Origin of the sequence: Lacisediminimonas profundi (genome assembly GCF_008831265.1) — a bacterium.
Classification (GTDB): domain Bacteria; phylum Pseudomonadota; class Gammaproteobacteria; order Burkholderiales; family Burkholderiaceae_D; genus Lacisediminimonas; species Lacisediminimonas profundi.
Genome location: NZ_VTTH01000002.1, coordinates 882,794 through 908,667, shown reverse-complemented (window position 1 = coordinate 908,667; position 25,874 = coordinate 882,794). Strand labels below are relative to the sequence as shown.

18 protein-coding genes are annotated in these 25,874 nt (G+C 61.5%); 13 read left to right on the top strand and 5 right to left on the bottom strand.

The genetic code is table 11. The features are described from left to right. Positions 1–1,680 carry a hypothetical protein gene (locus tag FVE66_RS09855; RefSeq protein WP_206668733.1) on the bottom strand — a complete coding sequence of 560 codons (1,680 nt, stop codon included), beginning with the start codon at positions 1,678–1,680 and terminating at the stop codon, positions 1–3. Positions 1,681–2,106: 426 nt separating this feature from the next. Here FVE66_RS09855 and FVE66_RS09845 point away from each other — a divergent pair, with 426 nt between their 5' ends. From FVE66_RS09845 to FVE66_RS09835, 3 genes are all read left to right on the top strand, one after another. Further along, positions 2,107–2,403 carry an HAD family hydrolase gene (locus FVE66_RS09845; RefSeq protein ID WP_151447192.1) on the top strand — a complete coding sequence of 99 codons (297 nt, stop codon included), beginning with the start codon at positions 2,107–2,109 and terminating at the stop codon, positions 2,401–2,403. 425 nt (positions 2,404–2,828) lie between these two features. Next, entirely contained in the window at positions 2,829–3,596 is a 768-nt protein-coding gene (locus FVE66_RS09840) for a fumarylacetoacetate hydrolase family protein (protein ID WP_151447191.1), read from the top strand. Between the two features lie 62 nt (positions 3,597–3,658). Then, the gene (locus FVE66_RS09835; RefSeq protein ID WP_151447190.1) at positions 3,659–4,672 is read left to right on the top strand and encodes a 2-dehydropantoate 2-reductase; all 1,014 of its coding nucleotides are present in this window, start codon (positions 3,659–3,661) and stop codon (positions 4,670–4,672) included. 45 nt (positions 4,673–4,717) lie between these two features. On the opposite strand, the gene FVE66_RS09830 is transcribed toward FVE66_RS09835, so the two are convergent. After that, the gene (locus FVE66_RS09830) at positions 4,718–5,638 is read right to left on the bottom strand and encodes a LysR family transcriptional regulator (protein ID WP_151447189.1); all 921 of its coding nucleotides are present in this window, start codon (positions 5,636–5,638) and stop codon (positions 4,718–4,720) included. Between the two features lie 119 nt (positions 5,639–5,757). Between FVE66_RS09830 and gcl the strand changes: the two genes are divergently transcribed. The 8 genes from gcl (at position 5,758) to FVE66_RS09790 (ending at position 17,209) form a co-directional block, all read left to right on the top strand. After that, positions 5,758–7,506: a glyoxylate carboligase gene (gene gcl, locus FVE66_RS09825; RefSeq protein WP_151447188.1), complete on the top strand. Its 1,749-nt coding sequence runs from the start codon at positions 5,758–5,760 to the stop codon at positions 7,504–7,506. Between the two features lie 79 nt (positions 7,507–7,585). After that, positions 7,586–8,365 (top strand): hydroxypyruvate isomerase, encoded by a 780-nt coding sequence (gene hyi / locus FVE66_RS09820; protein WP_151447187.1) that lies wholly within the window; start codon positions 7,586–7,588, stop codon positions 8,363–8,365. Positions 8,366–8,401: 36 nt separating this feature from the next. Further along, on the top strand, positions 8,402–9,289 hold the full coding sequence (locus FVE66_RS09815) for a 2-hydroxy-3-oxopropionate reductase (protein ID WP_151447186.1): 888 nt from the start codon (positions 8,402–8,404) through the stop codon (positions 9,287–9,289). A 1,601-nt stretch (positions 9,290–10,890) separates the two neighbouring features. Continuing rightward, positions 10,891–12,579 carry a SulP family inorganic anion transporter gene (locus FVE66_RS09810; RefSeq protein WP_151447185.1) on the top strand — a complete coding sequence of 563 codons (1,689 nt, stop codon included), beginning with the start codon at positions 10,891–10,893 and terminating at the stop codon, positions 12,577–12,579. A gap of 57 nt (positions 12,580–12,636) precedes the next feature. After that, positions 12,637–14,178 carry an acetolactate synthase large subunit gene (locus tag FVE66_RS09805; RefSeq protein WP_151447184.1) on the top strand — a complete coding sequence of 514 codons (1,542 nt, stop codon included), beginning with the start codon at positions 12,637–12,639 and terminating at the stop codon, positions 14,176–14,178. A gap of 175 nt (positions 14,179–14,353) precedes the next feature. Further along, positions 14,354–15,331: a tripartite tricarboxylate transporter substrate binding protein BugD gene (locus FVE66_RS09800; RefSeq protein WP_151447183.1), complete on the top strand. Its 978-nt coding sequence runs from the start codon at positions 14,354–14,356 to the stop codon at positions 15,329–15,331. 48 nt (positions 15,332–15,379) lie between these two features. Further along, positions 15,380–15,691, top strand: coding sequence for a hypothetical protein (locus tag FVE66_RS09795; protein WP_151447182.1), 312 nt, complete (start codon positions 15,380–15,382; stop codon positions 15,689–15,691). 192 nt (positions 15,692–15,883) lie between these two features. After that, entirely contained in the window at positions 15,884–17,209 is a 1,326-nt protein-coding gene (locus tag FVE66_RS09790) for a CHRD domain-containing protein (protein WP_161993240.1), read from the top strand. Between the two features lie 950 nt (positions 17,210–18,159). Here FVE66_RS09790 and nadB read toward each other — a convergent pair. Beyond that, complete coding sequence (gene nadB / locus FVE66_RS09785; protein WP_151447180.1) at positions 18,160–19,785, bottom strand: L-aspartate oxidase; 1,626 nt, start codon at positions 19,783–19,785, stop codon at positions 18,160–18,162. Positions 19,786–19,881: 96 nt separating this feature from the next. Here nadB and FVE66_RS09780 point away from each other — a divergent pair, with 96 nt between their 5' ends. Continuing rightward, positions 19,882–22,308, top strand: a complete 2,427-nt coding sequence (locus FVE66_RS09780) for a penicillin acylase family protein (protein WP_151447179.1) — start codon at positions 19,882–19,884, stop codon at positions 22,306–22,308. Between the two features lie 50 nt (positions 22,309–22,358). On the opposite strand, the gene FVE66_RS09775 is transcribed toward FVE66_RS09780, so the two are convergent. Next, entirely contained in the window at positions 22,359–23,291 is a 933-nt protein-coding gene (locus FVE66_RS09775; protein WP_151447178.1) for a hypothetical protein, read from the bottom strand. Here FVE66_RS09775 and FVE66_RS09770 point away from each other — a divergent pair. After that, positions 23,275–23,598, top strand: coding sequence for a hypothetical protein (locus FVE66_RS09770; protein ID WP_151447177.1), 324 nt, complete (start codon positions 23,275–23,277; stop codon positions 23,596–23,598). The two genes, FVE66_RS09775 and FVE66_RS09770, sit on opposite strands and share 17 nt — an antisense overlap. A 348-nt stretch (positions 23,599–23,946) precedes the next feature. Here FVE66_RS09770 and FVE66_RS09765 read toward each other — a convergent pair whose 3' ends face one another. Further along, complete coding sequence (locus FVE66_RS09765) at positions 23,947–25,614, bottom strand: MFS transporter (protein WP_151447176.1); 1,668 nt, start codon at positions 25,612–25,614, stop codon at positions 23,947–23,949. Positions 25,615–25,874 lie beyond the last annotated feature (260 nt).

The window sequence follows — 25,874 nt, the reverse complement described above, 5'->3', positions numbered from 1 at the left end:
CTAGCTTTTCTTCTGGTTGCTAAAGCGAAGATCCCCGTTCACGAGGAGGTTGAACAGGGTACCCGAGCGCAGCACCATGGTATTGAATACTTGGCGGATTTCCTCGTTGTTGAGAGCTTGTATGGCTTTGGATAGATCCTCCAGCGTATATCCGAACAGGTGGCAGCCGACGTAATAGAAGGTGCCCTGCATGTCCTGCAGCGTGATCCTGACAGTTTCCGTCGATGAGACACCCTCGACCACAAAATTCATCAGGTCGACCGACGCGGCCACGAACACGGAAACGGCGAGGCGCTTCTCGTGCGGGTAATAGGCTCGCAGGATGCCTTTTTCGAAATCGCTCGGATTCTGCTCCGTGACCGCTTTCCATGCCAGGATCAGCTGGGCCGGCTTGACGTCGGTCCTGCGCATGACGGCACGCAGCGTATCGCAGGCCAGGTTCAGCACGTGGTCAGCCTGCTTTGCGAGTTTCAGTATGGCTTTGTCATCCGCCCCGTTTTGCTTTATTTGGGCAAATGCATCGTCGAAGTATTGCGTCATTGTGCCGTTTTTGAAGGCCTTCTCCATGCTTGCCTGCGAGCCGAAGAATTCGTCGTCCGACCGCGATCCTGGCGCTCCCATCGTGCCGCGCTGCCCCCAGTTGCGCAGCGGTGCATTGCCCGTGTCCCAGGCCCAGCGGTCGCCGTATGCAGCCTTGCCAAGCGCAAATGCCTGCTTCGCTGCGGCGAATGCCGACACCATCCGCTTGGCCGGATGATCCAGCCTGTCGAAATCGGCCGGACTGATCCACGCTTCAGCACCGGCCGGATAGAGGATGGGCTTGGGCAGTCGTTGTATCTTGTGATCTCGCTCAAGCGAGACCGAGCGCCGGCGCTGGCGCTGCTCCAGCTTGTGCGCACCGGATCGAGGCGAGCCGGGGGGTGATGACAGTTCCGCCTCAGATCCATGCCTTTCGCGTAGATCATCGGCGTTCTGGATGGTCGTTGGGGATGTGGGCGAGGTGAGCGAGGTGAGCGAGGTGAGCGAGGAAGGACTGCCGATCGCTTCTCCAAGCGCGGTTGCGGCGGCGTTGCGTTTTGAGTTCGGGCTCAATGCCGGAGGTGCCGACTTTGGTCGGCGTCCTGCAGTGATCGTGACCTTCGAGGGCGAGGCTAGCGGAGTGGTCGTGGAAGTCGTGGAAGTGGTTGATGTTGTCGAGGCGGTCGATGTCGATGCGGTTGTTGTTGGCGCATTCCAGGTCGGCGACACCGCATCAATCCCGATATTGTTTGCGCACGGCGGCGCGTCGAACGCAACACTCTTGGGCCTGATGCGTTGCGAGATGCCGCCATTTCCACTTTTGACCCTGCTGACCGGCGAACGCGCCGGATCGTCGGGGTCCATCTTCGAGGCCCGCCTCGCAAGGGTGAAGGATCGGCCGAAGGGACTTCGTGGCGACTCTTTCTGCTCCGATTCATCCGCTTTCCGTGGCGATGTTGCGGTGCTCGGCACGGCATCGCCCGGAACCGGTGAAACAGGGAATTGCGTGGATTGGCGCGGACTTCTGACCACCCGCGGAGAAGGGGGTTGCTGGTCGTGCTTGTCCTGTCCTTTCTCCTGTCCTTTTTCCTGTACTTTCTCGTTCGTGGGCGATTTGAAAAGCTTCAACCTGATTGATGACGCGGCGTTTTTATCAGACAAGGTACGCACTCCTGGAAATATTTTATTGAGACACGTCGCGACCGGCGGATCCGGTCGCGACAACCTGCTTTCAAGGGCCGCATGCTTGCGGTCGTCAGAAAGAAAAGCGCTGGTATGTGCGCTTGCAGGCTGGATTGGTTCGCCAGGAAACGGGATTGTTTTTTTCTTCGGAATTGGCCGCTTTCGGAGTGCGTTTAGCGCACAAAAGCTTGGTGACAGGCATCTGGTGGGCGGGGCCGACGAATCGCCCATCAGGATGTTCTGAGCATAAGGAAAGCTTATCGTTTCCAGTAAAAACTTTAACTGTCATTAATCGTTTGCGCTCCGTAACATCCGATCCATGCCTCAGGTCCGATGGTTTGCCGGACCTGATGAAAAAGTCCCGGCGCATCGCCCGGATACCCGCTCATCTAAAGGATCGCCGCCATGAACAACGCACCAGAAACCGACCGCAACGCCTACAACGCCGCGTTCTACGAACTCGGTCTGCGCTGGTGCTGGGATGAAGAAACCTGGCGCGACCTGGTGAACATCGGCTGCGAAGACAGCCGCATCAAGACTTACCTGCAGAAGCACCAGCCGCACCTGCTGACGGCCTATGACGCGGACTTCCTGGTTTCGCTGATCAAGCAGGCCAAGACGCGCTGCCATGAAGCGATGCGCGGCAGCGCCGCTCATGCGATCGACTGGAAGGCGTTCCAGAGCGCCGAAGTCGGCGTCTGATCCTGCGCCCCGGGCTTCCAGCCCCCATTTTCTTGCTGCGCGCCTGCTGGCTACTGGCCGCGCGCGCAGTTGACCCGAATTCAACATCACCATAGGCAAGCCATGATTCATCATCAGTACCCGGACACACCGACGGTGTGTGCCGGCGCCATCAGGCCCGGAGCGCGAATGCCCCGGGCAGGACAGGGCAGAAGGGGGAGGCCGGAGGGCGGACGTAACAGCGTGACCCTGGATATTTTTTCGGGAATGAGGGAGCGGCTGGCGAATCTACGGTAGAGATACGGTAGTCTTGTGGTTTTGCACTGCAGCAAAATAGCGCTGCGGCGGCAGGCCATTGCCAGATTTGCCTGCCATGGGCAGGGCGGCGTGTTTGCGTTCGCCTGCGCGTGGTGCACCAGCTTTCATTCATCCTTCGGAGAAATATCATGGTCCAGCACTGGGTCCGCTTCAATCAATCCGGCGAAACCGGTTTCGGCACGCTAGACGGCGACCGCATCCGTGTTTACACCGGCAACATGTTCGACAATCCGGCGCCGACTTCTAACTACGTCGACGCGCGCGAAGCAAGACTGCTCGCGCCCTGCCTGCCTGGCAAGGCGGTCGCGCTATGGAACAACTTCCATGCGCTGGGCAAGAAACTCGGCCTGTCCACCCCGGCCGAACCCCTTTATTTCATCAAGCCTTCCAACTCTTATCTTGATCCGGAAGAAACCATCAGGAAGCCGCAGCAGGAGGGCAAGGTGGTGTTCGAAGGCGAGCTCGGCGTGGTGATCGGCAAGCAGGCCACCCGCGTCGCCGAAGAGGATGCACTGTCGCATGTGTTCGGCTACACCTGCATCAACGACGTGACCCACGCCGACATCCTCAACCGCGATCCTTCGTTTGTGCAATGGACGCGCTCCAAGGGCTTCGACACCTTCTGCCCGATCGGGCCGGTGATTGCCACCGGACTCGATCCGGCCACGCTGAGCATCCGCACCGTCCTCAACGGCGATGTGCGCCAGGATTATCCGATTGCCGACATGGTGTTTTCGGTAGCGCAGCTGGTGTCGCGCATCTCGCATGACATGACGCTCAATCCCGGCGACATGATCATGTGCGGCACCTCGGTCGGGGTCGGCTCGATGAAGCCCGGCAGCACGATCGAAATTGACATTGCAGGCATCGGCAAACTGATCAACCGGTTCGAATAAAGGGGCGATTGCACGGCGCGGGCCACGACGCCCGCCGTGCAAGGAATCCCCGGGAGAGAGACATGAAAATAGCAATAGTAGGAGCAGGCGGTATAGGCGGTTATGTTGGCGCAAAGCTGGCCCTGGCCGGCGAGGATGTGACCTTCATCGTGCGTGGCGCCAATCTGGATGCAATCCGGCGCAACGGATTCAAGCTGATCATGCACGATGGCGTCGAACACGTTGCCGCCAACGTCAAGGCAAGCAACAACTATGACGAGGTGGGGCCGCAGGACCTGGTCATCCTGGCGCTGAAGGCCAACCAGCTCGAAGCAGTGGCGGACGACGTGCCCAAGCTGATCGGCCCGGACACGACCGTGGTGACGATGCAGAACGGCATACCGTACTGGTATTTCCACAAGCACGGCGGCGAACTGGCAGGCCGGCGGGTGGAGAGCGTGGACCCGACCGGAAAGATCCTGGCGAAGATCCCGCCCGCGCAAGTGCTTGGTTGCGTGGTCTATCCGGCCTCGGAGCTGATTGCGCCGGGCGTGGTGCGCCATATCGAAGGCGAGCGCTTTCCGCTGGGCGAACTCGACGGCTCGGACAGCGAGCGGGTGAACCGCATCGCCGATGTGTTCGTGAACGCCGGCTTCAAGGCGCCGGTGCTGACCGACATCCGCTCCGAGATCTGGCTGAAGTTGTGGGGCAACCTGACCTTCAACCCGATCAGCGCACTGGCTCACGCCACGCTGGTCGACATCTGCCAGTTCCAGCTGACCCGCGAGCTGGCCGCCGGCATGATGACGGAAGCGGCCGCCGTTGCGCAAACCCTGGGCATCAAATTCCGCGTGCCGATGGAAAAGCGCATCGAAGGCGCCGAGAAAGTCGGCAAGCACAAGACCTCGATGCTGCAGGATGTGGAAGCAGGACGCGGACCGGAGATCGATGCGCTGGTGGGATCGGTGATCGAGCTTGGCCGCCTGACCGGCACGCCGACGCCGCACATCGATACCGTGTATGCGCTGGTGAAACTGCTGGCGCAGACCATGCAAGTACAGGCAGGGCAGGTGAAGATGCTGGCGACGGCGGCCTGATCGTCAAGGCCGGTGGTGGCCCCGGGAAGGGGCCGCCACCACTAACTACCAGCCTCCGTGCGACCGGCTCCAGTATCCCGCCTGCGCATAGGTCTGCTTCAGGAACTCGACATAGAACCTGATCTTGGCCGGCACATGCCGCTGCTGCGGATACACCGCCATGATCGTGTAGTCTGGCAACGCAAACTCGTCCAGCACCGTTTCCAGCGCGCCGGTCGCCAGTTCGTGCTGGATTTCCCACGTCGAGCGCCATGCCAGTCCCAGGCCCTCCACCGACCAGCGATGCAGCAACTCGCCATCGTTGCAGTCGAGATTGCCGTCCACGCGTACGGCGAGCGTCTTGCCGCCTTTCTGGAAATACCATCCCCGCTGCTGACCTCCCTGCAGGTTGAATGACAGGCAATTGTGTTGCTGCAGGTCGTCCAGCTTGCGCGGCACGCCGTGCTTTGCCAGGTAGGTGGGCGACGCGCAGACCACCCGGCGATTCGGCCAAAGTTTGATGGCGACGAAGTTGGGATCGATGTTGCCGCCTATGCGTATGCCCATGTCATAGCCTTCGCGGACCAGGTCGACCACCTGGTCGGTCAGGTTGAAGGAGATCCGCACATCCGGGTTGGCCTGCACGAAGGCCGGAGCGTGGGCTGCGACATGGTGCCGTCCGAAGGATGCGGGGGCCGAGACGATCAGGTGCCCGGTCGCTGTGTGCTGGCCTTCGGTCAAGGCCTTTTCCGCGCTGTCGAGCTCGTTAAGCAGCTTGCGGCAGTGGTCCAGGTACACGACGCCCTGCTCGGTCAGGGCCAGATGACGCGTGCTGCGATGCATCAGTTTCACACCTAGCCGTTTTTCCAGCGCATCGATGCGCCGGCCCAGCATGACGGGCGTGATCTTCTGCGACAACGCGGCTTTCGCCAGGCTGCCTTTCTCCGAGACGTCGACGAATGCTTCGATTTGCGTGAGCTTGTCCATGCGATGGATTATTCCATACTAAAAGTATCGAATAAAGCGATAGTTTGTCCTCTTATCAAACTTATTCTTCGCAGATAGCATGGGTCCATACAAACAGTAATCAAGCAAGGAGATGCAAGATGGCAAAAATGACAGCAGCGCAGGCGGCGGTGTTCGTCCTGCAAAAGGAAGGCGCGAACGTCGCGTTCGGCGTACCGGGCGCGGCAATCAATCCTTTCTATGCGGCGATGAAAAAAGATGGCGGCATGCGCCACATTCTTGCACGCCATGTCGAAGGCGCATCCCACATGGCCGAGGGTTACACCCGCGCCAAGGCTGGCAATATCGGCATCTGCATCGGCACCTCCGGACCGGCCGGTACCGACATGATCACCGGGTTGTACTCGGCCCAGGCTGATTCGATCCCCATCCTGTGCATTACCGGCCAGGCGCCGCGCGCGCGCATGTTCAAGGAAGACTTCCAGGCGGTCGACATCGAGTCCATCGCCAAGCCGGTGACGAAATGGGCTGTGACCGTGCGCGAGCCGGCACTGGTGCCGCGCGTTTTCCAGCAGGCTTTCCACGTGATGCGCTCCGGCCGTCCGGGCCCGGTGCTGATCGACCTGCCGTTCGACGTGCAGGTGGCTGAAATCGAATTCGATCCCGACACCTACGAGCCGCTGCCGGTCTACAAGCCGGCTGCCAGCCGCAAGCAGGTCGAGAAGGCAATGGCGATGTTCAACGAAGCAGAACGGCCCCTGATCACCGCCGGTGGCGGCATCATCAATGCCGATGCATCGGCCTTGCTGGTCAAGTTTGCCGAGACGGTCGGCGTGCCGGTCATCCCGACCCTGATGGGATGGGGTTCGATTGCCGACGACCATCCGCTGATGGCGGGCATGGTCGGCCTGCAGACCAGCCACAAGTACGGCAACGCCACCATGCTGGAATCGGACTTCGTGCTCGGCATCGGCAACCGCTGGGCCAACCGTCATACCGGCTCGGTGGATGTGTTCACGAAGGGGCGCAAGTTCGTGCATGTGGACATCGAACCGACCCAGATCGGCCGCGTGTTCGGTCCGGACTATGGCATCGTTTCGGACGCGAAGGCAGCGCTCGAACTGTTCCTCGAAGTTGCGCAGGAATGGAAGGCCGCCGGCAAGCTGAAGAACCGCTCGCAGTGGGTGGAGCAATGCCAGGCGCGCAAGCAAAGCATGCTGCGCAAGTCCGATTACGACGACATCCCGATCAAGCCATTCCGCGTCTATCACGAGATGAACCGCTTCTTCGGGCGCAACGTGCGCTACGTGTCATCGATCGGCAATTCGCAGATCGCGGCGGCGCAATTCCTGCATGTCCACCATCCGCGCCACTGGGTCAATTGCGGCCAGGCCGGCCCGCTCGGCTGGACCATACCGGCGTCGCTGGGCGTGCGCGCAGCCGACGAGAGCGCCGAGATCGTTGCCATTTCCGGCGACTATGATTTCCAGTTCCTGATCGAAGAGCTGGCGGTCGGCGCGCAGTTCAAGCTGCCCTACATCCACGTGCTGGTGAACAACTCCTATCTCGGGCTGATCCGCCAGGCGCAGCGCAACTTCGACATGGACTTCTGCGTGCAGCTCGGCTTCGAGAACATCAACGTTGATTCGGACGGAATCGCGGGTTATGGTGTCGATCACGTTGCCGTGGTCGAAGGGCTGGGCTGCAAGGCGATCCGCGTCACCGATCCCGATCAACTGATCGGCGCATTCGAGCAGGCGCGCGCACTGGCGCGGCAGCACCGCGTGCCGGTGGTGGTGGAAGTGATCCTGGAGCGGGTCACCAACATCGCGATGGGCACCGAGATCGACAACGTCAACGAATTCGCAGACGTGTCGGCAATCCGATAGACAACCGAACTACAAACGAACAACAAACGAACAACAAACGAACAACAACCTAGCAACAAGACCGGAAAAGAATCAGATCATGACCAAGCTGGCAGCCAACCTGACGATGCTGTTCAATGAAGTGGACTTCCTGGACCGCTTCGACGCCGCCGCGAAACACGGATTTCGCGGTGTCGAGTTCCTGTTCCCCTATGCCTATGCGCCGGACCAGATTGCCACCCGGCTCAAGGCAAACGGGCTGGAGATGGTGCTGCACAACCTGCCGGCCGGCAATTGGGACGGCGGCGAGCGCGGCATCGCCTGCCATCCGGCCCGCGTGGCCGAATTCAGGGAGGGCGTGAGCCTGGCCTTGGGTTACGCCGCAGCGTTGGGCGCGAAGCAGCTGAACTGCCTGGCCGGCATCGTGCCGCAGGGCGTGACGCGCGAGCAGGCGCACGCGACCTTCGTGGCTAACCTGCAGTACGCGGCTGCACAACTGAAGGGGGCCGGCATCCGCCTGCTGATCGAGCCGATCAACACCTTCGACATTCCGGGTTTCTTCCTGTCGCGCACCCGGCAGGCAGTCGACATCATTGCCGAAACCGGCAGCGACAACCTGTTCGTCCAGTACGACATTTATCACATGCAGCGGATGGAAGGCGAACTGGCCAACACCATCAAGGCCAACCTGCCGAAAATTGCGCATATCCAGCTGGCCGACAATCCCGGCCGTTTCGAACCCGGCACCGGCGAGATCAATTACACCTACCTGTTCCGCCTTTTGGACGAGATCGGCTATGACGGCTGGATCGGCTGCGAATACAAGCCGAAGGCGGGCACGGTCGAGGGCCTGGGCTGGCGCGCCGCGCACGGCGTCTGAACGATTTACGGAATTTGAAAAACAAGAGGAGACAGCATGGCAAACATTGGATTCATCGGCACCGGCATCATGGGCTTGCCGATGGCGGCTCACCTGCAGGCAGGCGGACACCAGCTTTTCATCCACAACGCGCGTTCGAAGCCGGCGCAGCTGATCGAGGCTGGCGCGACCATGTGCGCATCTGCCGCTGAGGTCGCCGCCAGCGCCGAAGTCATCATCCTGATGGTGCCGGACACGCCGGACGTCGAGTCGGTCCTGTTTGGCGACAAGGGGGTGGCCATCGGACTTTCGTCCGGCAAGATCGTGGTCGACATGAGTTCGATCTCGCCGATCGCGACCAAGGAATTCGCGCGGCGCATCAATGAGCTTGGCTGCGATTACCTGGACGCCCCGGTATCCGGCGGTGAAGTGGGCGCGAAAGCGGCATCGCTCACCATCATGGTTGGCGGCCCGGAAGCAGCGTTCGCCAGGGTCAAGCCCTTGTTCGACCTGATGGGCAAGAACATCACGCTGGTCGGCGGCAACGGCGACGGGCAGACCACCAAGGTGGCGAACCAGATCATCGTCGCGTTGAACATCCAGGCAGTTGCCGAGGCGCTGCTGTTCGCATCCAAGGCCGGCGCCGATCCGGCCAAGGTACGGCAGGCGCTGATGGGCGGCTTCGCCTCCTCGCGCATTCTGGAAGTTCATGGCGAACGCATGATCAAGCGCACCTTCAACCCGGGCTTCCGGATCGCGCTGCATCAGAAAGACCTGAACCTGGCGCTGCAGGGGGCGAGGGCGCTGGGGGTGTCCTTGCCGAATACCGCGGCGGTGCAGGAATTGATGAATTCGATGGTGGCGCATGATGGCGGCGGGCTGGATCATTCGGCCTTGTGCCAGGCGGTGGAGAGGATGGCGAATCATCCGATAGCGAAGGGCTGATCGATCGCGATCGTGTTCTCGACTTAAGGTTGATTGCGAGCTAGCCGGTTTTCGCACCGGCTGGCATTTTCCTTTTTTTGCTAGCGGTTGTGCTCTTTTCAAACTGGCGTTGATTGCGACGTAGCCGGTTCCCGCGCCGGAGGGCGTGTCGCTTTCTTTGCTAACGTTTGTGCTTCTTTCAAACTGGCGTTGATTGCGACATAGCCGGTTTCCGCGCCGGCGGGCGTGTCGCTTTCTTTGCTAACGTTTGTGCTTCTTTCAAACTGGCGTTGATTGCGACGTAGCCGGTTTCCGCGCCGGCGGGCGTGTCGCTTTCTTTGCTAACGTTTGTGCTTCTTTCAAACTGGCGTTGATTGCGACGTAGCCGGTTTCCGCACCGGCGGGCGTGTCGCTTTCTTTGCTAACGTTTGTGCTTCTTTCAAACTGGCGTTGATTGCGACGTAGCCGGTTTCCGCGCCGGCGGGCGTGTCGCTTTCTTTGCTAACGTTTGTGCTTCTTTCAAACTGGCGTTGATTGCGACGTAGCCGGTTTCCGCACCGGCGGGCGTGTCGCTTTCTTTGCTAACGTTTGTGCTTCTTTCAAACTGGCGTTGATTGCGACGTAGCCGGTTTCCGCGCCGGCGGGCGTGTCGCTTTCTTTGCTAACGTTTGTGCTTCTTTCAAACTGGCGTTGATTGCGACGTAGCCGGTTTCCGCACCGGCGGGCGTGTTCCTTTCTTTGCTTCGCCAAAGAAAGGAACCAAAGAAAGGCGACCCTGATACGCCGCCCCTTCGGGGTCCCCCCAAAATCCGACGGCCTGGCGGAGAAGCGTGCAAACTCGCTTCGCTCAGACAAGCACGCTTCTTTATCCGCCATCCCATCAGATTTCGGGGCGTCGTATACGGGGGGTACGTCAAAAACGTATCGCTACGGACAACGCTTGAAACACAGTGGAGCTGATCGACGATCGACGATCGACGATTGACCTGATGACCTGATGACCTGATGACCTGATGACCTGATGACCTGGTGATCTGGTGACCTGGTGATCTGGTGATCTGGTGATCTGGTGATCTGTTGATCTGGTGATCTGGTGATCTGGTGATCTGGCGAGCTAATCCAAATGCGTTTGATCATTGCGCCATCGTTCGATCGACCCGAACCACTGCACCCCAATCGCCAATTTGAAGCTTCGAAAAACATTAAGAGTCAACGGTGCGCTGGGCATCGGTATAAGACACTTCATGGGGTTGGCTGATTAGGTAAGCGGCGTACAGCCGAGGGATCATCACTCGCGAACGTTGCACTGAGTTAGCCCAGACATCCGAGTCTGGTTGCCTATCGAGGCGGGCGTTGGCCAAGTGGGTTTTGACTTTGGTTTCTTTGGTGACTTTCTTTTCCAAAAGAAAGTTACACACCCGCCGGGGTGTCTCCCGGCTTCACAACGACAACCATCAAACCCAGCCACACGAACCGCAAGCCAGTAAGCCGCAAAACCGCAAAACCGCAAAACCGCAATAATCGGCTATGTGCAATGGCCGCCCCTCGAAACAGAGCCGCCGACCGCAAGGTTTTCATCCACCGCTGATCCCCGATCGCTAGCTCTATGGCATCATTCCCGAATGCCAATCGCACCACGCCTTTCCCGCTTCCTGCCATTCCTCCGCTGGCCGCGTCCCACCATGCAAACCCTGCGCAAGGATGCCTGGGCCGGCATCAGCGTCGGCCTGATCCTGATTCCGCAAGCAATTGCCTATGCCAGCCTGGCCGGCATGCCGCCGGAGACCGGGCTGTATGCGGCGCTGGTGCCGAGCATCATCGGCATCCTGTTCGGGTCATCGCAGCTGTTGTCGGTCGGCCCGGTTGCGCTCACCAGCATGCTGGTATTCGGCTCGCTGTCGGCGCTGGCCACCCCGGGATCGCCGGACTGGATTGCACTGGCGGTCTGGCTCGCTCTCTACGCAGGGGTGATACAGCTCGCACTGGGCGCATTCTCACTGGGCCGCATCGCCAACCTGGTGTCGCAACCGGTGCTGACCGGATTCATCAATGCGGCCGCAGTGCTGATCGTCGTTTCGCAATTGCCAGCCCTGTTCGGGGTCGACCTGTCCGGCGACTGGCAACTGGCTTTGCAACGCGCAATGCACGCACCGGGCACGCTGCTGGCGGTGCTGATGGGCCTGTCGGCGGTCTTGCTGCTGGTACTGTTCAAGCGCTACCTTCCCAACTGGCCGGGCATCCTGATCGTCACCATCGTCGCCATACTGCTCAGCCGCGGCTTGGGATACGAGGCAGCGGGCGGCCAGGTGGTCGGCGCGATTCCGGCCGGACTGCCACTGCCGGGCTGGCCCGCTGCAATATCGTTTGAAAGCCACCAGCAGCTGTGGCCGGCGGCGCTGATCCTGGCGCTGATCAGCTTCACCGAGGCGATGACCAGTTGCCGGGTGCTGGCGCGCCGGCGCCAGGAACAATGGGACGAAGACCAGGAACTGGTCGGCCAGGGCCTGGCCAAGATCGGCAGCGGCATGTTCGGCGCGTTCCCGGTCAGCGGCTCATTTTCGCGCTCGGCATTGAACTTGTATGCGGGCGCCGTCAGCGGGTGGTCGACACTGTTCTCCGCGCTGTGCGTGGCGGTCGGATTGCTGCTGCTGACGGGCTGGGTCGCCTTCCTGCCGCGGCCGGTACTGGCGGCGATGATCATTGTCCCGGTGTTCGGGTTGATCGATTTCGGCGCCATGCGGCGCTTGTTCACGATATCGCGCGGTGACGGCGTCATTGCGCTGGTGACTTTTTCCACCACGCTGTTTTCCACGCCGCGCCTGCACTGGGGCGTGTTCGCTGGGATCGGGCTGACGATGGTCACTTTCCTGTATCACTACACGCGTCCCCGCATCATCGCGGTGTCGCTGCATCCCGACGGCACCCTGCGCGACAGCGCGCGCTTTGACCTGCCGCCGCTGGCGCCCGATGTGCTGGCCGTGCGCATGGATTCGGCGCTGAACTTCCTGTCCGGTCCGGCGCTGGAGCGTTTCATCGGAACCCGCTTGCAGCAGCATCCGGAGGTGCGGCGCTTGCTGCTGTGCGCCGGCGCCATCAACAGCATGGATGCCAGCGGGGTCGACACTTTCCAGTCGTTGCAGACCACTCTCGCCAATGCCGGGGTCGAGCTTTACGTGTCCAACATCAAGAAGCAGGTATGGGATGTGATGGAAGCGGCAGGGCTGATCGCTTCGGTACGCGAGAATCATGTGTTCCAGACCGACCGCGAGGCAGTAGCCGCATTGCAGCAGGGCAGGCAACTGCAGCCCTGAGCGCGCCGCGCTACACTCTTCCAGCAAAATTCCAACAAAAATTACCAGGAGGCACTGATGAACGGCGCTGACATACTCTGCGATACCCTGCTTGCCAACGAAATTGACGTCTGCTTCGCCAATCCAGGCACGTCCGAAATGCATTTTGTCGCAGCGCTCGACCGCAAGCCCGCGATGCGTTGCGTGCTGGGCCTGTTCGAGGGCGTGGTGACCGGCGCCGCCGACGGCTATGCGCGCATGGCCGGCAAGCCAGCCGCAACCCTGATGCACCTGGGGCCGGGACTGGTGAACGGCTTGGCCAACCTGCACAACGCACGCCGGGCATATTCACCTGTGGTCAACATCGTTGGCGACCACCCCAGCTACCACCTGGTGCATGATGCGCCGCTGACCTCGGACATCGAAGGCCTGGCGCGGCCGATGTCGGGCTGGGTCGGACGGGTCCAGGACGTGAATGACGTCAGCCCGGCGGCGGCCGCCGCGATCAGTGCGGCACGCAGTTCCCCGGGTCAGGTCGCGACCTTGATCCTGCCAGCGGACGCTGCATGGAACGAAGCTGGCGGGCCGATTGCGCAGGCGCGCATATCGACACCGTCCCGGGTCGACCATGTCCGCGTGCGTGCCGCTGCCGATGCATTGAAGCAGGGTGGCCGCAGCATGCTGATGCTATCTGCTGGCGGCCTGCGCGAGGGCGCATTGCGGTCTGCCAGCCGCATCGCCGGCGCCACCGGCACCGGTTTGATTGCCCAGCAATCCAACGGCCGGATGGAGCGTGGCGCAGGCCGGGTTCCGGTCGACCGCGTGCCCTATAACCTGGACCGTGCGCTTGCCACTTTCGCTGGCGTGCAAAGGGTGATCCTGGCTGGTGCCCGTGCGCCGGTCGCATTTTTCGCGTATCCCGGCAAGCCGGGCAGCGTGCTGCCGGAAGACTGTGAAGTGATAGAACTGGCCGGCCCGGGCGACGACATTGCCGAGGCGCTTGAACAGTTGGCCGAAATGACAGGCGCGCCGCGTGCCCTGGAGTTGCCGGCTTCACCGCTGCTGCCGCTGGCGTCCGGCGCGCTGACGCCGGACGCGATAATCCGCGCTGTCGCGCGCTACCTGCCGGCGAATGCCATCCTGTGCGATGAGACCATCAGCGCCGGCCGCGATTTTTTCGGGCCGACTTTCGGCGCCGCACCGCATGACTTTCTGCAGAATACCGGTGGCGCGATCGGTGTCGGACTGCCGATGGCGGCTGGCGCCGCACTGGCGTGCCCGGACCGCAAGGTGGTGGCGCTGCAGGCGGACGGCAGTGCGATGTACACGCCGCAGGCGCTCTGGACCCATGCGCGTGAAAGGCTGGACGTCCTGACCATTATCTTTTCCAACCGCAAATACGCAATCCTGCAGAACGAACTGAAGATGGTCGGAGGGGGCGATCTGGGGCGCAACGCCATGCGCATGCTGAACCTGGATGATCCTGAACTGGACTGGGTGGCACTGGCGCAAAGCATGGGCGTGGAAGCGGCTCGCAGCGACGATGCGGCCGGTTTCAACGACCTGCTGCAGGCGGCAATGGGGCGGCGCGGACCGTTCCTGATCGAGGCGCGCATCTGAGCCCGGATTCGATGCGCGAAGTTGCAAAACCGGCACTGGGTATATCCATAAAAATTTCAGGTTCGTCCGGGCCGCATGCTCCTGAGCTAGCGGCCCGGATGCTAAACTTGACACCGCAAAAGCTGCACCGATTTATTCACAGACGGCTTGCGTTTTAACTATCCAAAGGAAAAAGATGAAAACCATCCTCCGTTCTATCGGCGTTGCCGCACTGTGCGCCGCATCCGTGTCTGCCGTGGCGGCCGACGACTACCCCAGCAAGCCGATCACCATGGTGATCCCGTTCGCCGCCGGCGGACCAACCGACGTGGTCGGACGGATCATCGCCCAATCGATGACCACCACGCTGAAAAAGACCGTTGTCGTCGAGAATACGCCCGGTGCCGGCGGCACCATTGCGGCCGCCCGTGTGGCGCGCGCTGCACCCGACGGCTACATGTTGTTCCTGCATCACATCGGGCATTCCACCGCACCGAGCCTGTACCGCACCTTGCCGTACAACTCGATCGACAGTTTCGAGCCGGTCGGCCTGGTCGCCGACGTGCCGATGACGCTGATTGCACGCAAGGATTTCCCGGCCCAGGACCTGAAGGAACTGATCGCCGTCATCAAGAAGGATCCCAAGAAGGTCTCGCTGGCGAACGCCGGCCTCGGTGCGGCATCCCATTTGTGCGGCATGTTGTTCATGTCGGCGATCGGAACCGACCTGAATACCATTCCCTACAAGGGAACCGCCCCGGCCATGAATGACCTGATGGGTGGCCAGGTCGACCTGATGTGCGACCAGACCACCAACACGACGTCCCAGATCAAGGGTGGCAAGGTCAAGGTCTACGGCCTGACGACTTCCAAGCGCCTGGCCTCGCTGCCAGGGGTGCCGACCTTGAGCGAAGCCGGCCTGCCGAAGTTCGAGGTTGCGGTCTGGCACGGCCTGTACGCGCCCAAGGGCACGCCAAAGTCGGTCGTCGACAAGCTGTCACAGGCCTTGCAGGTAGCGCTGAAAGATCCGATGGTGGTCGAACGTTTTGCCGGCCTTGGCACTGAGCCGGTTGCACAGAACCGGGCCACCCCTGAAGCGCTGCGCGGGCATCTGAAAGCCGAGATCGACAAGTGGGCGCCGATCATCAAGAAGGCCGGCATCTACGCCGACTGATATCCGGTCCGGGGCGATGAGGATGCGTCAGCGTCCCTCATCGCACCAATGAAAAACGCCAGTGGCCTTGCCACTGGCGTTTTTTTTTCGTCCGGCCAATCCACTGGCGCTTGCCCGGCATCGATCGCATTCTTGTGGAAACGCATTTTTGTCCTTCCTGGCGCTTCAGATGCGGGAAGTCTTGCCTGGAAACGGTCTGAATTTACATCGGCTGCGGTAAGCATTACCGTGCCGCTGCAAGCTTGCGCAGCAGCCATTGCCTGCGCGGCGCGCCCTGGGCCGGGAAGCCGGATTTTGATATCCGGCCTGAACCTGCATCAACACCTTGCGTTGCCAATCCCCGAACCATTTTTCTCCTGATCGCTCGTCCTCACCGGGCACGATCGCTGCGATAGAGCCTGGACGCGATCCCGGCATGCCAGGCGTCGCCCTTCATGGATGGAAACGGTCCCGAGCCGAAGGGAAGCAATATTCCCGGGAGCACGGACCACGGCCTGTCTCGCGCCAGTGGGGCGCCATCCTCTTCCAGTGTTCTGTTCAGGAGATACCCAGATGCAGTCTATTCATAATATGCGGTCTACCCACGCACGATTGACACGATACTGGGGCCGTCTGGCCCTTGCCGCCACGACCGCATTCTTGCTCGCCGCCTGTGGTGGCGATGACGATGTCGTCGCCACCGCCACTCCTGCTCCAAGTGCCGGCCCCGGTGCCACGCCATTGACTGCAAACCCGGCGTTCGCGTCCTTGCCGTTTCCTAATGTAGCGCTGCCGACCAATGCCTACGCGGCGGTCCTGAGCGGGGGGCAGGAAGCGTCGGTCAACGCAAGCACGGCATCGGGGACTGGCGTGGTCGTGATTGACCCGGCTTCGCGGTTGATGCGCGCCAGCATCACCACCTCCGGCATCACGGGTACCGCCGCCCATATCCATACCGGCGCACCGGGCGTGGCGGGACCGGTGATCATCACACTGACTGAATCCGCAGCCGGCAGCGGCATATGGAGCGCCGAGGCAACGCTGACGGAGGCGCAACTGGCTTCGTTGCAGGCCGGCAGCCTGTACTTCAACGTCCACTCGGCAGCCTTCCCCGATGGCGAGATCCGCGGCCAGATACTGACCCGTGCGACTGTTACCACGAGTACCTCGGCGACAACCGGTACTGGGACGAGCACAACCGGCACGGGTACCACGACAGGAACCGGCACTGGGACGACGACTGGAACGGGGACCGGGACGACGACCGGGACGACGACCGGAACGGGGACCGGGACGACGACCGGAACTGGCACAGCGACTGCGCTGGCTGGCAAGGCATTTTTCATCACCGTGCTGGACACGACGGGGGCAACGCCGGCAGCAAGCACGGGCACAACCGGGACTAGTACAACCGGCACCGGTACGACTGGCACTGGTACGACTGGCACTGGTACGACTGGTACCGGTACGACTGGTACGGTAACTCCGACGGGCACAACTGCCAGTGTGGTAACCGCACTTGCTGTTTCGGTGGTGGACACCACGACTCTGGAGATCCGCTCCACCATTACCAGTATCGGCGTGAACGCAACGGCAGCGAATATCCGCCAGGGTCCGGTGGCAAGCGCTTCCTTGACTGACGTCGTGGTCTTTTCGTTGGTAGCGTCCGCGACCGAGGGCATCTGGACCCTGGACTCCTTCCTGCTCAACGCCGGCATGGTTGCCATGCAGGGTGGTAATTTCTACTATGACTTGCTGGCGACAGCATTCACCGGCGGTGCGGCTCGTGGGCTGATCCAGCCAACGGAGGTCACGGCTTATGGCGGTACCACGGCGACCACTGCTACGGGAACTACTGGTACCACAACTGGAACCACGACTGGTACTAGCACCACCTGAAACGCCTGATCTACATGATCAGAAAGCCGGGGACTGCGGTCTCCGGCTTTTTTGCCCCCCTCACGAAGGCTCCATCCCTTTCAAGGCTTGTCATTACCCATATCGGTGGGTGAGTGGTTTTGCGGTTTTGCGGCTTTTTGGCTTGCGGTTCGTGAGGCTGGGTTTGATGGCTGTGGTTGTGAAGCCGGGAGACACCCCGGCGGGTGTGTAACTTTCTTTTGGAAAAGAAAGTCACCAAAGAAACCAAAGTCAAAACCCACTTGGCCAACGCCCGCTTCGATAGCCAACCAGACTCGGATGTCTGGGCTAACTCAGTGCAACGTTCGCGAGAGATGATCCCTCGGCTGTGTGCCGCTTACCTAATCAGCCAACCCCATGAAGTGTCTTATACCGATGCCCGACGCACCGTTGACTCCTAAATTTTTTCGAAGCTTCAAACAAGCGATGGACTGTTCGAAGAAAGACAAGGAACAGCGAAGAACGGCAGTAAATTTCCAAGGCGCCTTGACTCCCTGGCGATCCGACCTCAAGAGCAAATTAGCAGCTTCGAAAATAATTGGGGATCAACGAGCGGTGGTGTGCGGTCGGCGGCATTGAAGCGGGTTGGCTGATCCCGGTCAGCGGCGAACGTGTGGCAGTACCTCCCTCGCGAACGCCGCAATGGTTCGGCCCAGGCGTCCGAGTCTGGTTGGCTATCGAAGCGGGCGTTGGCCAAGTGGGTTTTGACGTTTTTTCTTTGGTTCCTTTCTTTTTTTAAAAGAAAGGAACACACCCGCCGGGGTGTCTCCCGGCTTCACAACCACAGCCATCAAACCCAGCCTCACGACCCGCAAGCCAGAGAGCCGCAAAGCCACAAAACTCCAAAACCACTCACCCACCGATATGGGTAATGACCAGCGTTGAAGGGGAGGGCTACCCTGGTAGGGAGCTACCCCTGGCGCCTCCTCACTTCACCGTCCCGCAGGCGTCAACACCGTCGGCAACGCCGCCGGCAGTGTCGCCGGATAATCCCGCGTGTCATGCAGTCCGCGGCTCTCATGCCGCGCCAGCGCGCATTCCACGATCAGCGCCGCCACCTGTACCAGGTTCCGCAATTCAACCAGATCGCGGGTGATCCGGAAGCGGCGGTAATACTCGTCGATTTCCGCTTGCAGCAACTGGATGCGGCTGCGCGCGCGCAGCAAGCGCCGCGTGGTCCTGACGATGCCTACGTAATTCCACATCGAGCGCCGCAGTTCATCCCAGTTGTGCGCAATCACCACTTCCTCGTCAGCATTGGTCACCCGGCTCTCGTCCCACAAGGGCAGCGCCGGCGGCACGAAGGCGGGCTGGCTTGCGACATGTTCCGCCGCCGCGCGGCCTAGGACCAGGCATTCGAGCAGCGAATTGCTGGCCAGCCGGTTGGCGCCGTGCAGTCCGGTGTACGCGGTTTCGCCAACCGCATAAAGCCCGGGCAAGTCGGTGCGGCCATGCATGTCCGTGACCACGCCGCCGCATGTGTAGTGCGCCGCGGGCACCACGGGAATCGGCTGGGTCCGGATGTCGATGCCAAACTCCAGGCAGCGCGCCAGGATGTTCGGAAAATGTGTTTGCAGGAATTCCGGGGACTGGTGGCTGATGTCGAGGTCGACATGGTCCAGCCCGCGCGTTTTCATCTCGAAATCGATCGCGCGGGCGACGATGTCGCGCGGCGCCAGTTCGGCGCGCTCGTGCTGCGCCGGCATGAAGCGCTGGCCGGCATCGGCGCCGGCCTGGGCCGGCAGTTTCAGCAGGCCGCCTTCGCCGCGCACCGCTTCGCTGATCAGGAAGGATTTCGCATATGGGTGATAGAGGCAGGTCGGATGGAACTGGATGAATTCCATGTTCGCCACCCGGCATCCGGCGCGCCATGCCATCGCAATCCCGTCGCCGGTCGCTGTGTCGGGATTGGTGGTGTACAGGTACACCTTGCCCGCGCCGCCGGTCGCCAGCACGGTGTGCGCCGCGGCGATGGTCAGCACCCGGCCGCTGTTGATATCCTGTGCATACAGTCCCACGCATCGCGCCGGGCCATCAATCCCGATCCGGTCCGAGGTGATCAGGTCGATCGCGATGTGGTGTTCCATCAACTCGATGTTCGGATGCGCACGCACTGCCTGTTCCAGCGTCACCTGTACCGCATGCCCGGTTGCATCGGCTGCATGGATGATGCGGCGATGGCTGTGTCCGCCTTCCCGGGTCAGGTGAAAACCGCGTTGCGCCGACGGGTCGGGCGAAAACGGCACGCCCATGTCGATCAGCCACTGAATCGCGTCCGTGCTGTTCTCGATGATGAAGCGGGTCGCCCCTTCATCGCACAGTCCGGCCCCTGCAACCAGGGTGTCCTGCAGGTGCGATTCGACGCTGTCGCCGGAGTCCAGCACGGCGGCGATGCCGCCCTGTGCCCAGTCGCTTGCGCCACCCAGCAATTCCCGCTTGGCGATCAACAGGACCTTTTTCGTCCTGGCCAGATGCAGTGCGACGGTCATCCCGCCCAGTCCGCTGCCGACGATGGCGACATCGAATTGAAGAAAGTCATTATGATGTCCGGTCGCCATGAGAGTCCTGTGAGTGCTGATTGATGAGGGCGCAAGTTGTAACTTGGAAATCGTAACTTGCAAGCCGTAACATGCAATTATAAGGTTTGGTCAACAATGAAGAGACGATGGAAAGCCGTGCTGTGGTTGTCGTTGCTTGCGATCACGGCGCTGGCGGCCGCGCTGCTGTGGTATCGCAATGCCAGCCTGCCGCAAACGGATGGCAAGCTGCAGGTGCCCGGCCTGCGCCAGGCGGTCGATGTGGTGCGCGATGCGGAGGGCATACCGCACATCTATGCCGGCTCTGCGCGCGACGCCTGGTTCGCACTGGGCTATGTGCATGCGCAGGACCGCATGTGGCAACTGGAAATGAACCGACGGATCGCCGCCGGCCGGATGGCGGAGATTCTCGGGCCCAATGCGCTCGGCACTGACCGCTTCTTGCGCACGCTGGGCATACGGCGCAACGCCGAACAGATCTGGCAGCGGTTGGCTCCCGACACGCAGGCGGTGCTGCGCGCCTATGCCGATGGCATCAATGCCTGGCTTGCGCATGACAGCGCGGTGCTGCCGCCGGAGTTCTTGCTGACCGGCGCGCCCCGGCCCGAGCCGTGGCAGCCGGTGGATTCGGTCGCATGGCAGACCATGATGGCCTGGGATCTGGGTGCGAACTGGACCCAGGAGATATTGCGCATGCGGCTTTCCCAGCGCCTGACGCTGGAGCAGATCAACGCCTTCCTGCCGCCCTATCCCGGCGATGAGCCTGTGCCCACGCGCGATTACACCGGCCTGTACCGTAGCCTGCAGGCCAGCACCCGGCAACTGGAGCAGGTGGCGGCACTGGCGCCGCCATCGGGCATTGAAGGCATGGGGTCGAACAACTGGGTGCTCAGCGGGCGGCATACGGTGTCGGGAAAGCCGCTGCTGGCCAACGATCCGCACCTTGCGCTAGGCGCGCCGGCTCTCTGGTATTTCGCGCATCTGTCGGCGCCCGGGCTTGACGTGATTGGCGCCACGCTGCCCGGACTGCCGGGTGTCGTCCTTGGCCGCAACAAGCGGATTGCATGGGGATTCACCAATACCGCGCCGGATGTGCAGGATCTGTATCTGGAGCAAGTCAATCCCGCGGATGCGGCGCAGTACCGGACGCCGGATGGCTGGGCCCGGTTCGAAACCCGGCAGGAAGTAATCCGGGTGAAGGGGCAGGCCGACGTGACGATGGCGGTGCGCGAGACCCGCCACGGCCCGGTGATCACGGGCGCGCTGCCGGTGCTGGAAAAAACCGGTGTCGATGCGCAACGGCTGGTGGTGGCGTTTGCCTGGACTGCGTTGCGGCCGGATGACATGACGATACAGGGCGGCCTGCGCGTCAGCACCGCATCGAACTGGGACGAGTTCCTGGCGGCGACCCGCGAATTCCATTCGCCGCAGCAGAGCGTGGTGTATGCGGACGTGGATGGCAATATCGGCTTCATTGCGCCAGGCCGGGTGCCGCTGCGCAAACCGGAAAATGACTTGCGCGGGCTGGCGCCGGCGCCTGGCTGGGATGCGCGCTATGACTGGAATGGCTTCATTCCGTTCGAGCAGCTGCCGCGCAATTTCAATCCGCCGTCCGGCAAGATCGCGACCGCCAATGAAAAAATCGTCGGCGCCGACTATCCGCATTTCCTGACCAGCGAATGGAGCCTGCCTTACCGGGCGCAGCGCATCAGGAGCCTGCTGGACGCGCGCGAACGGCACGACATGGACAGCATTGCGCGGATCCAGAAGGATGAGTTGTCGCTGGCGGCAAGCGAGCTGCTGCCGCTGGTGCGCAAGACGCAAGCAATGAACCAGCGCAGCCGTGACGCGCTGGCGCTGCTGGCCGGATGGCAGGGAGAAATGTCGGTGGACCGGCCGCAGCCATTGATCTTTAACGCCTGGACCCGTGAACTGGCGCGCCGGATATTCACCGATGAACTGGGCGAGCCGCTGATGAAGGATTACTTCGAACAGCGCAACGTGCATGCGGCAATGGTCAATGTGCTGCAGGACCGGAACGGCCAGTCGTCGTGGTGCCGTGACACGCGGCCAGGTGCTGTCGCGACCGATTGCGCGCAACTGCTGGCCAGTTCACTCGATTCGGCCCTGGCCGGCCTCGAACAGCGTCATGGCAGCGACATGCAAAGCTGGCGCTGGGGCGACGCCCATGTCGCCCGTGCGGAGCACAGGCCGTTCAGCCGGGTGCCGATGCTGGCGAAGATGTTCGAGTTGCGGGTGCCGTCGCCGGGCGACACCTACACGGTCAATGTCGGCCGCTACAACATGCGTGACGAGGAGCATCCCTTTCACAACCGTCACGCTGCCAGCCTGCGGGCACTCTATGATTTGTCAGATCCGGAGAATTCGCGCTTCATCCACTCGACCGGCCAGTCGGGCAATGCGCTGTCGCCGCTGTACCGCAGTTTCATGCAACGCTGGGCCCAGGTCCAGTATGTGCCGATGCGGATGCAGCGCAGCGAGGTCGACCAGGGCAGCATGGGCACGCTGAAGATGCTGCCCTGATGACAGTCTGGCAATCGCGCCGGGGTGGCCGGCGCGATTGTCTCTTTCATCTACTCTGCTTGAAGCATCGAACAATAAGCGTCGAGCGCATTCCGCAGATTGCAGTATTGCGGATCGCCGAGGCTTGCGCCATCGGGCAATGCCGCACGCAAGGCCAACTTGGCGGCGGCCAGGGCAGCCCGGCGCTGGTCGACCGGCCGTTGCGAAGCCAGCGCAAACATCCGGCTGAGATTGCTGGCAGCAGCACTCGCGATGCCGGTGTCGAGTTTCAGTACCTTCCTGAGCTGGCGCCAGGCTTGCATCGTGCGCGGCAGTGCAGCGCCTTTTGCCCGCGCTGGTGTCGACGCGCTGCGGGGCCGGTCGCGTTGCGCTGCCTGGGGTTGCGCAAGCGGCACGCGGAAAGGCGAGGGAATCAAGTCCGGAAGATATTCGATCGCCCCGAGCAGTTGCGACAACAGGAAGCTGACGACGATGTGCTCCCCGAGGTCGATCTTGCTGCGCAACATCAGGTACAGCTTGCGCGCCATGTATCGCAAGGTCGGAACATCCGGCGTTTCGCAGCCCAGGTGGAGCGCGATATCGCGCACTTGTTCCCTGATGTCATCGGAATCCAGCTCCCTGGTCGTGCGAATGATCGTGGTCAGGTGGTTCCAGATCACCGCGATCGTGCCCGGTTCGTCCTGGCTGCCGCCGCCCTCTGCTCTCCGGTATGCGAACAGTGCAGGATCCATGGAGGGGGATTCGGGTTCCTGTCGCACGGAGTTCTGTCGCAGCTGGCGCAAATCATCGCGCAATGGAATGCCGCCCAGTCTCGGGAGTGCCGATACATCCTCCAGTTTCTCCACCAGCTTTTCGATGGCCTTGCCGATGCGGGCGCTGCTGGCCTGGTCTCGACTGGTGTGGGCAGTGGCAATGATCCCTATCAGGGTCACCGCCATCCGGACATCGCGGTGGCCCGGCATGGTGATGAGTTTCGTTTCCATTTCCCTCAGGCGAGCCTGGATCAGTGGACTTTGCTGCACCAGGCCAGACTGGTACAACTCGTTTTTCAGCGATGACCAGGCGGCGCGCATCGTGCGCACCGCATTTCTGTCACTGGTGTGCACGCGGGGAGGGGACGATGGGCTGCGTGCAAGGTGCTTTTGCCTGTCTGCATGGCCGGGCGATGCCGTTGCGGAGCTGTTCGTCCTCTGGTTCACGGGGGCCGGTTGCGTGGTGGTAGAGCTGGTGGTGCTGGTGCTGGTGGTGGTGCTGGTACTGCTGGTGGTGTGGGCGTACGGACTCTTGTAGGGAGACCTGGGGGAGGCTTTCGGATTCAATCTGTGTTCCCTGTAATGATGGTCAACGGATCAGTGTCCTTGCGGGCGCAGGCACCCGGACGGGCAAGCGTGGCGCAGTCACGGCTGGCGCTGGCGCATCGGTAACAGGGCAGGGCAAAAGAGTTTGATCTGTTAATCGCGATCGTCGTGTGTGTGCGATTAACTGAAATGGAGCGCGGTAGGCGACCGAAAAGGCGATGGCGAAGCATGTTCACCGAACATTCGGTCGAACAAAGAAAAACACCCCGCAGCCAGGGGCATGCGGGGTGCAGATGATGCGCCGGGCACGGTACTTCGTGCCCGGCTTGCTTGCCTTGCTTTAGTTGCGCTCGGTCGCGTAGATGTCCATGTCCTTGGTTTCGGGGACAAAGATCAGGCCGATCACGAAGGTCATCAGCGCAATGATGATCGGATACCAGAGGCCGTAGTAGATGTCGCCCTTGTAGGCCACCAGCGCAAAGGCCGTGGTCGGCAGCAGGCCGCCGAACCAGCCATTGCCGATGTGGTAGGGCAGGGACATCGACGTGTAGCGGATACGGGTCGGGAACAGTTCGACCAGCATCGCCGCAATCGGGCCGTAGACCATGGTCACGTAGATCACCAGGATCGTCAGCAGCACCAGCACCATGCCTTTGTTGATCTCGGCCGGATCAGCCTTGGCAGGATAGCCGGCAGCCTTGATGGCATCAGCCATTTCTTTCTTGAAGGCCTTGTCCTTGGCGTCGGCTTCGGCTTTCGGCAGGCTTGATGCGTCATAGCCTTCGATTACCTTGTCGCCGATCTTGACCTTGGCGATCGAGCCGGCTGGAGCTGCTTCGTTGGTGTAAGCCACCGATGCGTTGGCCAGGATCGTACGGGAGATGTCGCACGAGGACGTGAACTTCTTGGTGCCGGTCGGGTTGAACAGGAACTGGCACTTGGCGGGATCGGCGATGACGGTCACCGGTGCGCTCTTGATGGCTGCTTCCAGCTTCGGATTCGCGTAGTGGGTCAGCGCGTTGAAGATCGGGAAGTAGGTCAGGGCTGCGATCAGGCAGCCGCCGAGGATGATCGGCTTGCGGCCGATCTTGTCGGACAGCGAACCGAACAGGATGAAGAACGGTGTACCGATCACCAGCGATGCAGCGATCAGCAGGTTGGCGGTGGAGCCGTCGACCTTCAGCGTCTGGGTCAGGAAGAACAGTGCATAGAACTGCCCGGTGTACCAGACCACGGCTTGGCCAGCGGTCAGGCCGACCAGCGCCAGGATGACGATCTTCAGGTTGCCCCACTTTGCGAAGGCTTCCGACAGCGGTGCCTTGGACGTCTTGCCCTCTGCTTTCATTTTCGCGAAGGCAGGCGATTCATTCATCGACAAGCGAATCCAGACCGAGACGCCGAGCAGGAAGATGGAGAGCAGGAAAGGCACGCGCCATCCCCAGTCAGCGAATGCAGCTTCGCCGAGCGCGGTACGGGTTGCCAGGATCACCATCAACGACAGGAACAGGCCGAGCGTTGCCGTGGTCTGGATCCATGCGGTGAATGCGCCGCGCTTGTCGTCGGGTGCATGCTCGGCAACGTAGGTTGCCGCGCCGCCGTATTCGCCGCCGAGCGCCAGGCCCTGCAGGATACGCAGCGAGATCAGGATCACCGGCGCGGCAATGCCGATCGAGGCGTAAGTCGGCAACAAGCCGACCAGGAAGGTCGAGGAACCCATGATGACGATGGTCACCAGGAATGTGTACTTGCGGCCGATCATGTCGCCAAGGCGGCCGAACACAAGTGCGCCAAACGGACGCACGATGAAGCCGGCAGCAAAGGCGAGCAGTGCGAAGATGAACGCGGTGTTGGGGTCGGTACCGGCAAAGAATTGCTTGGCGATAATTGCCGCCAGCGAGCCGTATAGATAGAAGTCGTACCATTCGAACACGGTACCCAGGGAAGACGCGAAGATAACCTTCCGCTCTTCCGCCGTGATACCGCGTGATGCGGTCTGGACTTTGGCCATGCTGTCTCCTGATTAATATATTTGATGGACTTGGAAGCCCGGAGTCAAACACCGGAGCTTGCACGCAGTGTAGGTATACAAACTTACGGATAACTTGCTTCAAACTTACAGAACCTTACAGTGGGGCTGAAGGGCGGTGCAGGAGCGGCGAAGGTACGGGGGACGTGCGGCGCGGTTTCCGAACGACCGTACTAATATGCTATTCTTTCCCTGACTGATTCCATACCAAGCGCCTCGAAGGCCACACCACACAGGAGACC

Bases quoted from the DNA above. Each gene is read 5' to 3' on its own strand.
- FVE66_RS09845 (WP_151447192.1), top strand. From the start codon at position 2,107: ATGAACAACGCACCAGAAACCGACCGCAACGCCTACAACGCCGCGTTC.
- FVE66_RS09840 (WP_151447191.1), top strand. From the start codon at position 2,829: ATGGTCCAGCACTGGGTCCGCTTCAATCAATCCGGCGAAACCGGTTTC.
- FVE66_RS09835 (WP_151447190.1), top strand. From the start codon at position 3,659: ATGAAAATAGCAATAGTAGGAGCAGGCGGTATAGGCGGTTATGTTGGC.
- FVE66_RS09830 (WP_151447189.1), bottom strand. From the start codon at position 5,638: ATGGACAAGCTCACGCAAATCGAAGCATTCGTCGACGTCTCGGAGAAA.
- gcl (WP_151447188.1), top strand. From the start codon at position 5,758: ATGGCAAAAATGACAGCAGCGCAGGCGGCGGTGTTCGTCCTGCAAAAG.
- hyi (WP_151447187.1), top strand. From the start codon at position 7,586: ATGACCAAGCTGGCAGCCAACCTGACGATGCTGTTCAATGAAGTGGAC.
- FVE66_RS09815 (WP_151447186.1), top strand. From the start codon at position 8,402: ATGGCAAACATTGGATTCATCGGCACCGGCATCATGGGCTTGCCGATG.
- FVE66_RS09810 (WP_151447185.1), top strand. From the start codon at position 10,891: ATGCCAATCGCACCACGCCTTTCCCGCTTCCTGCCATTCCTCCGCTGG.
- FVE66_RS09805 (WP_151447184.1), top strand. From the start codon at position 12,637: ATGAACGGCGCTGACATACTCTGCGATACCCTGCTTGCCAACGAAATT.
- FVE66_RS09800 (WP_151447183.1), top strand. From the start codon at position 14,354: ATGAAAACCATCCTCCGTTCTATCGGCGTTGCCGCACTGTGCGCCGCA.
- FVE66_RS09795 (WP_151447182.1), top strand. From the start codon at position 15,380: ATGAAAAACGCCAGTGGCCTTGCCACTGGCGTTTTTTTTTCGTCCGGC.
- FVE66_RS09790 (WP_161993240.1), top strand. From the start codon at position 15,884: ATGCAGTCTATTCATAATATGCGGTCTACCCACGCACGATTGACACGA.
- nadB (WP_151447180.1), bottom strand. From the start codon at position 19,785: ATGGCGACCGGACATCATAATGACTTTCTTCAATTCGATGTCGCCATC.
- FVE66_RS09780 (WP_151447179.1), top strand. From the start codon at position 19,882: ATGAAGAGACGATGGAAAGCCGTGCTGTGGTTGTCGTTGCTTGCGATC.
- FVE66_RS09770 (WP_151447177.1), top strand. From the start codon at position 23,275: ATGAGTTTCGTTTCCATTTCCCTCAGGCGAGCCTGGATCAGTGGACTT.
- FVE66_RS09775 (WP_151447178.1), bottom strand. From the start codon at position 23,291: ATGGAAACGAAACTCATCACCATGCCGGGCCACCGCGATGTCCGGATG.
- FVE66_RS09765 (WP_151447176.1), bottom strand. From the start codon at position 25,614: ATGGCCAAAGTCCAGACCGCATCACGCGGTATCACGGCGGAAGAGCGG.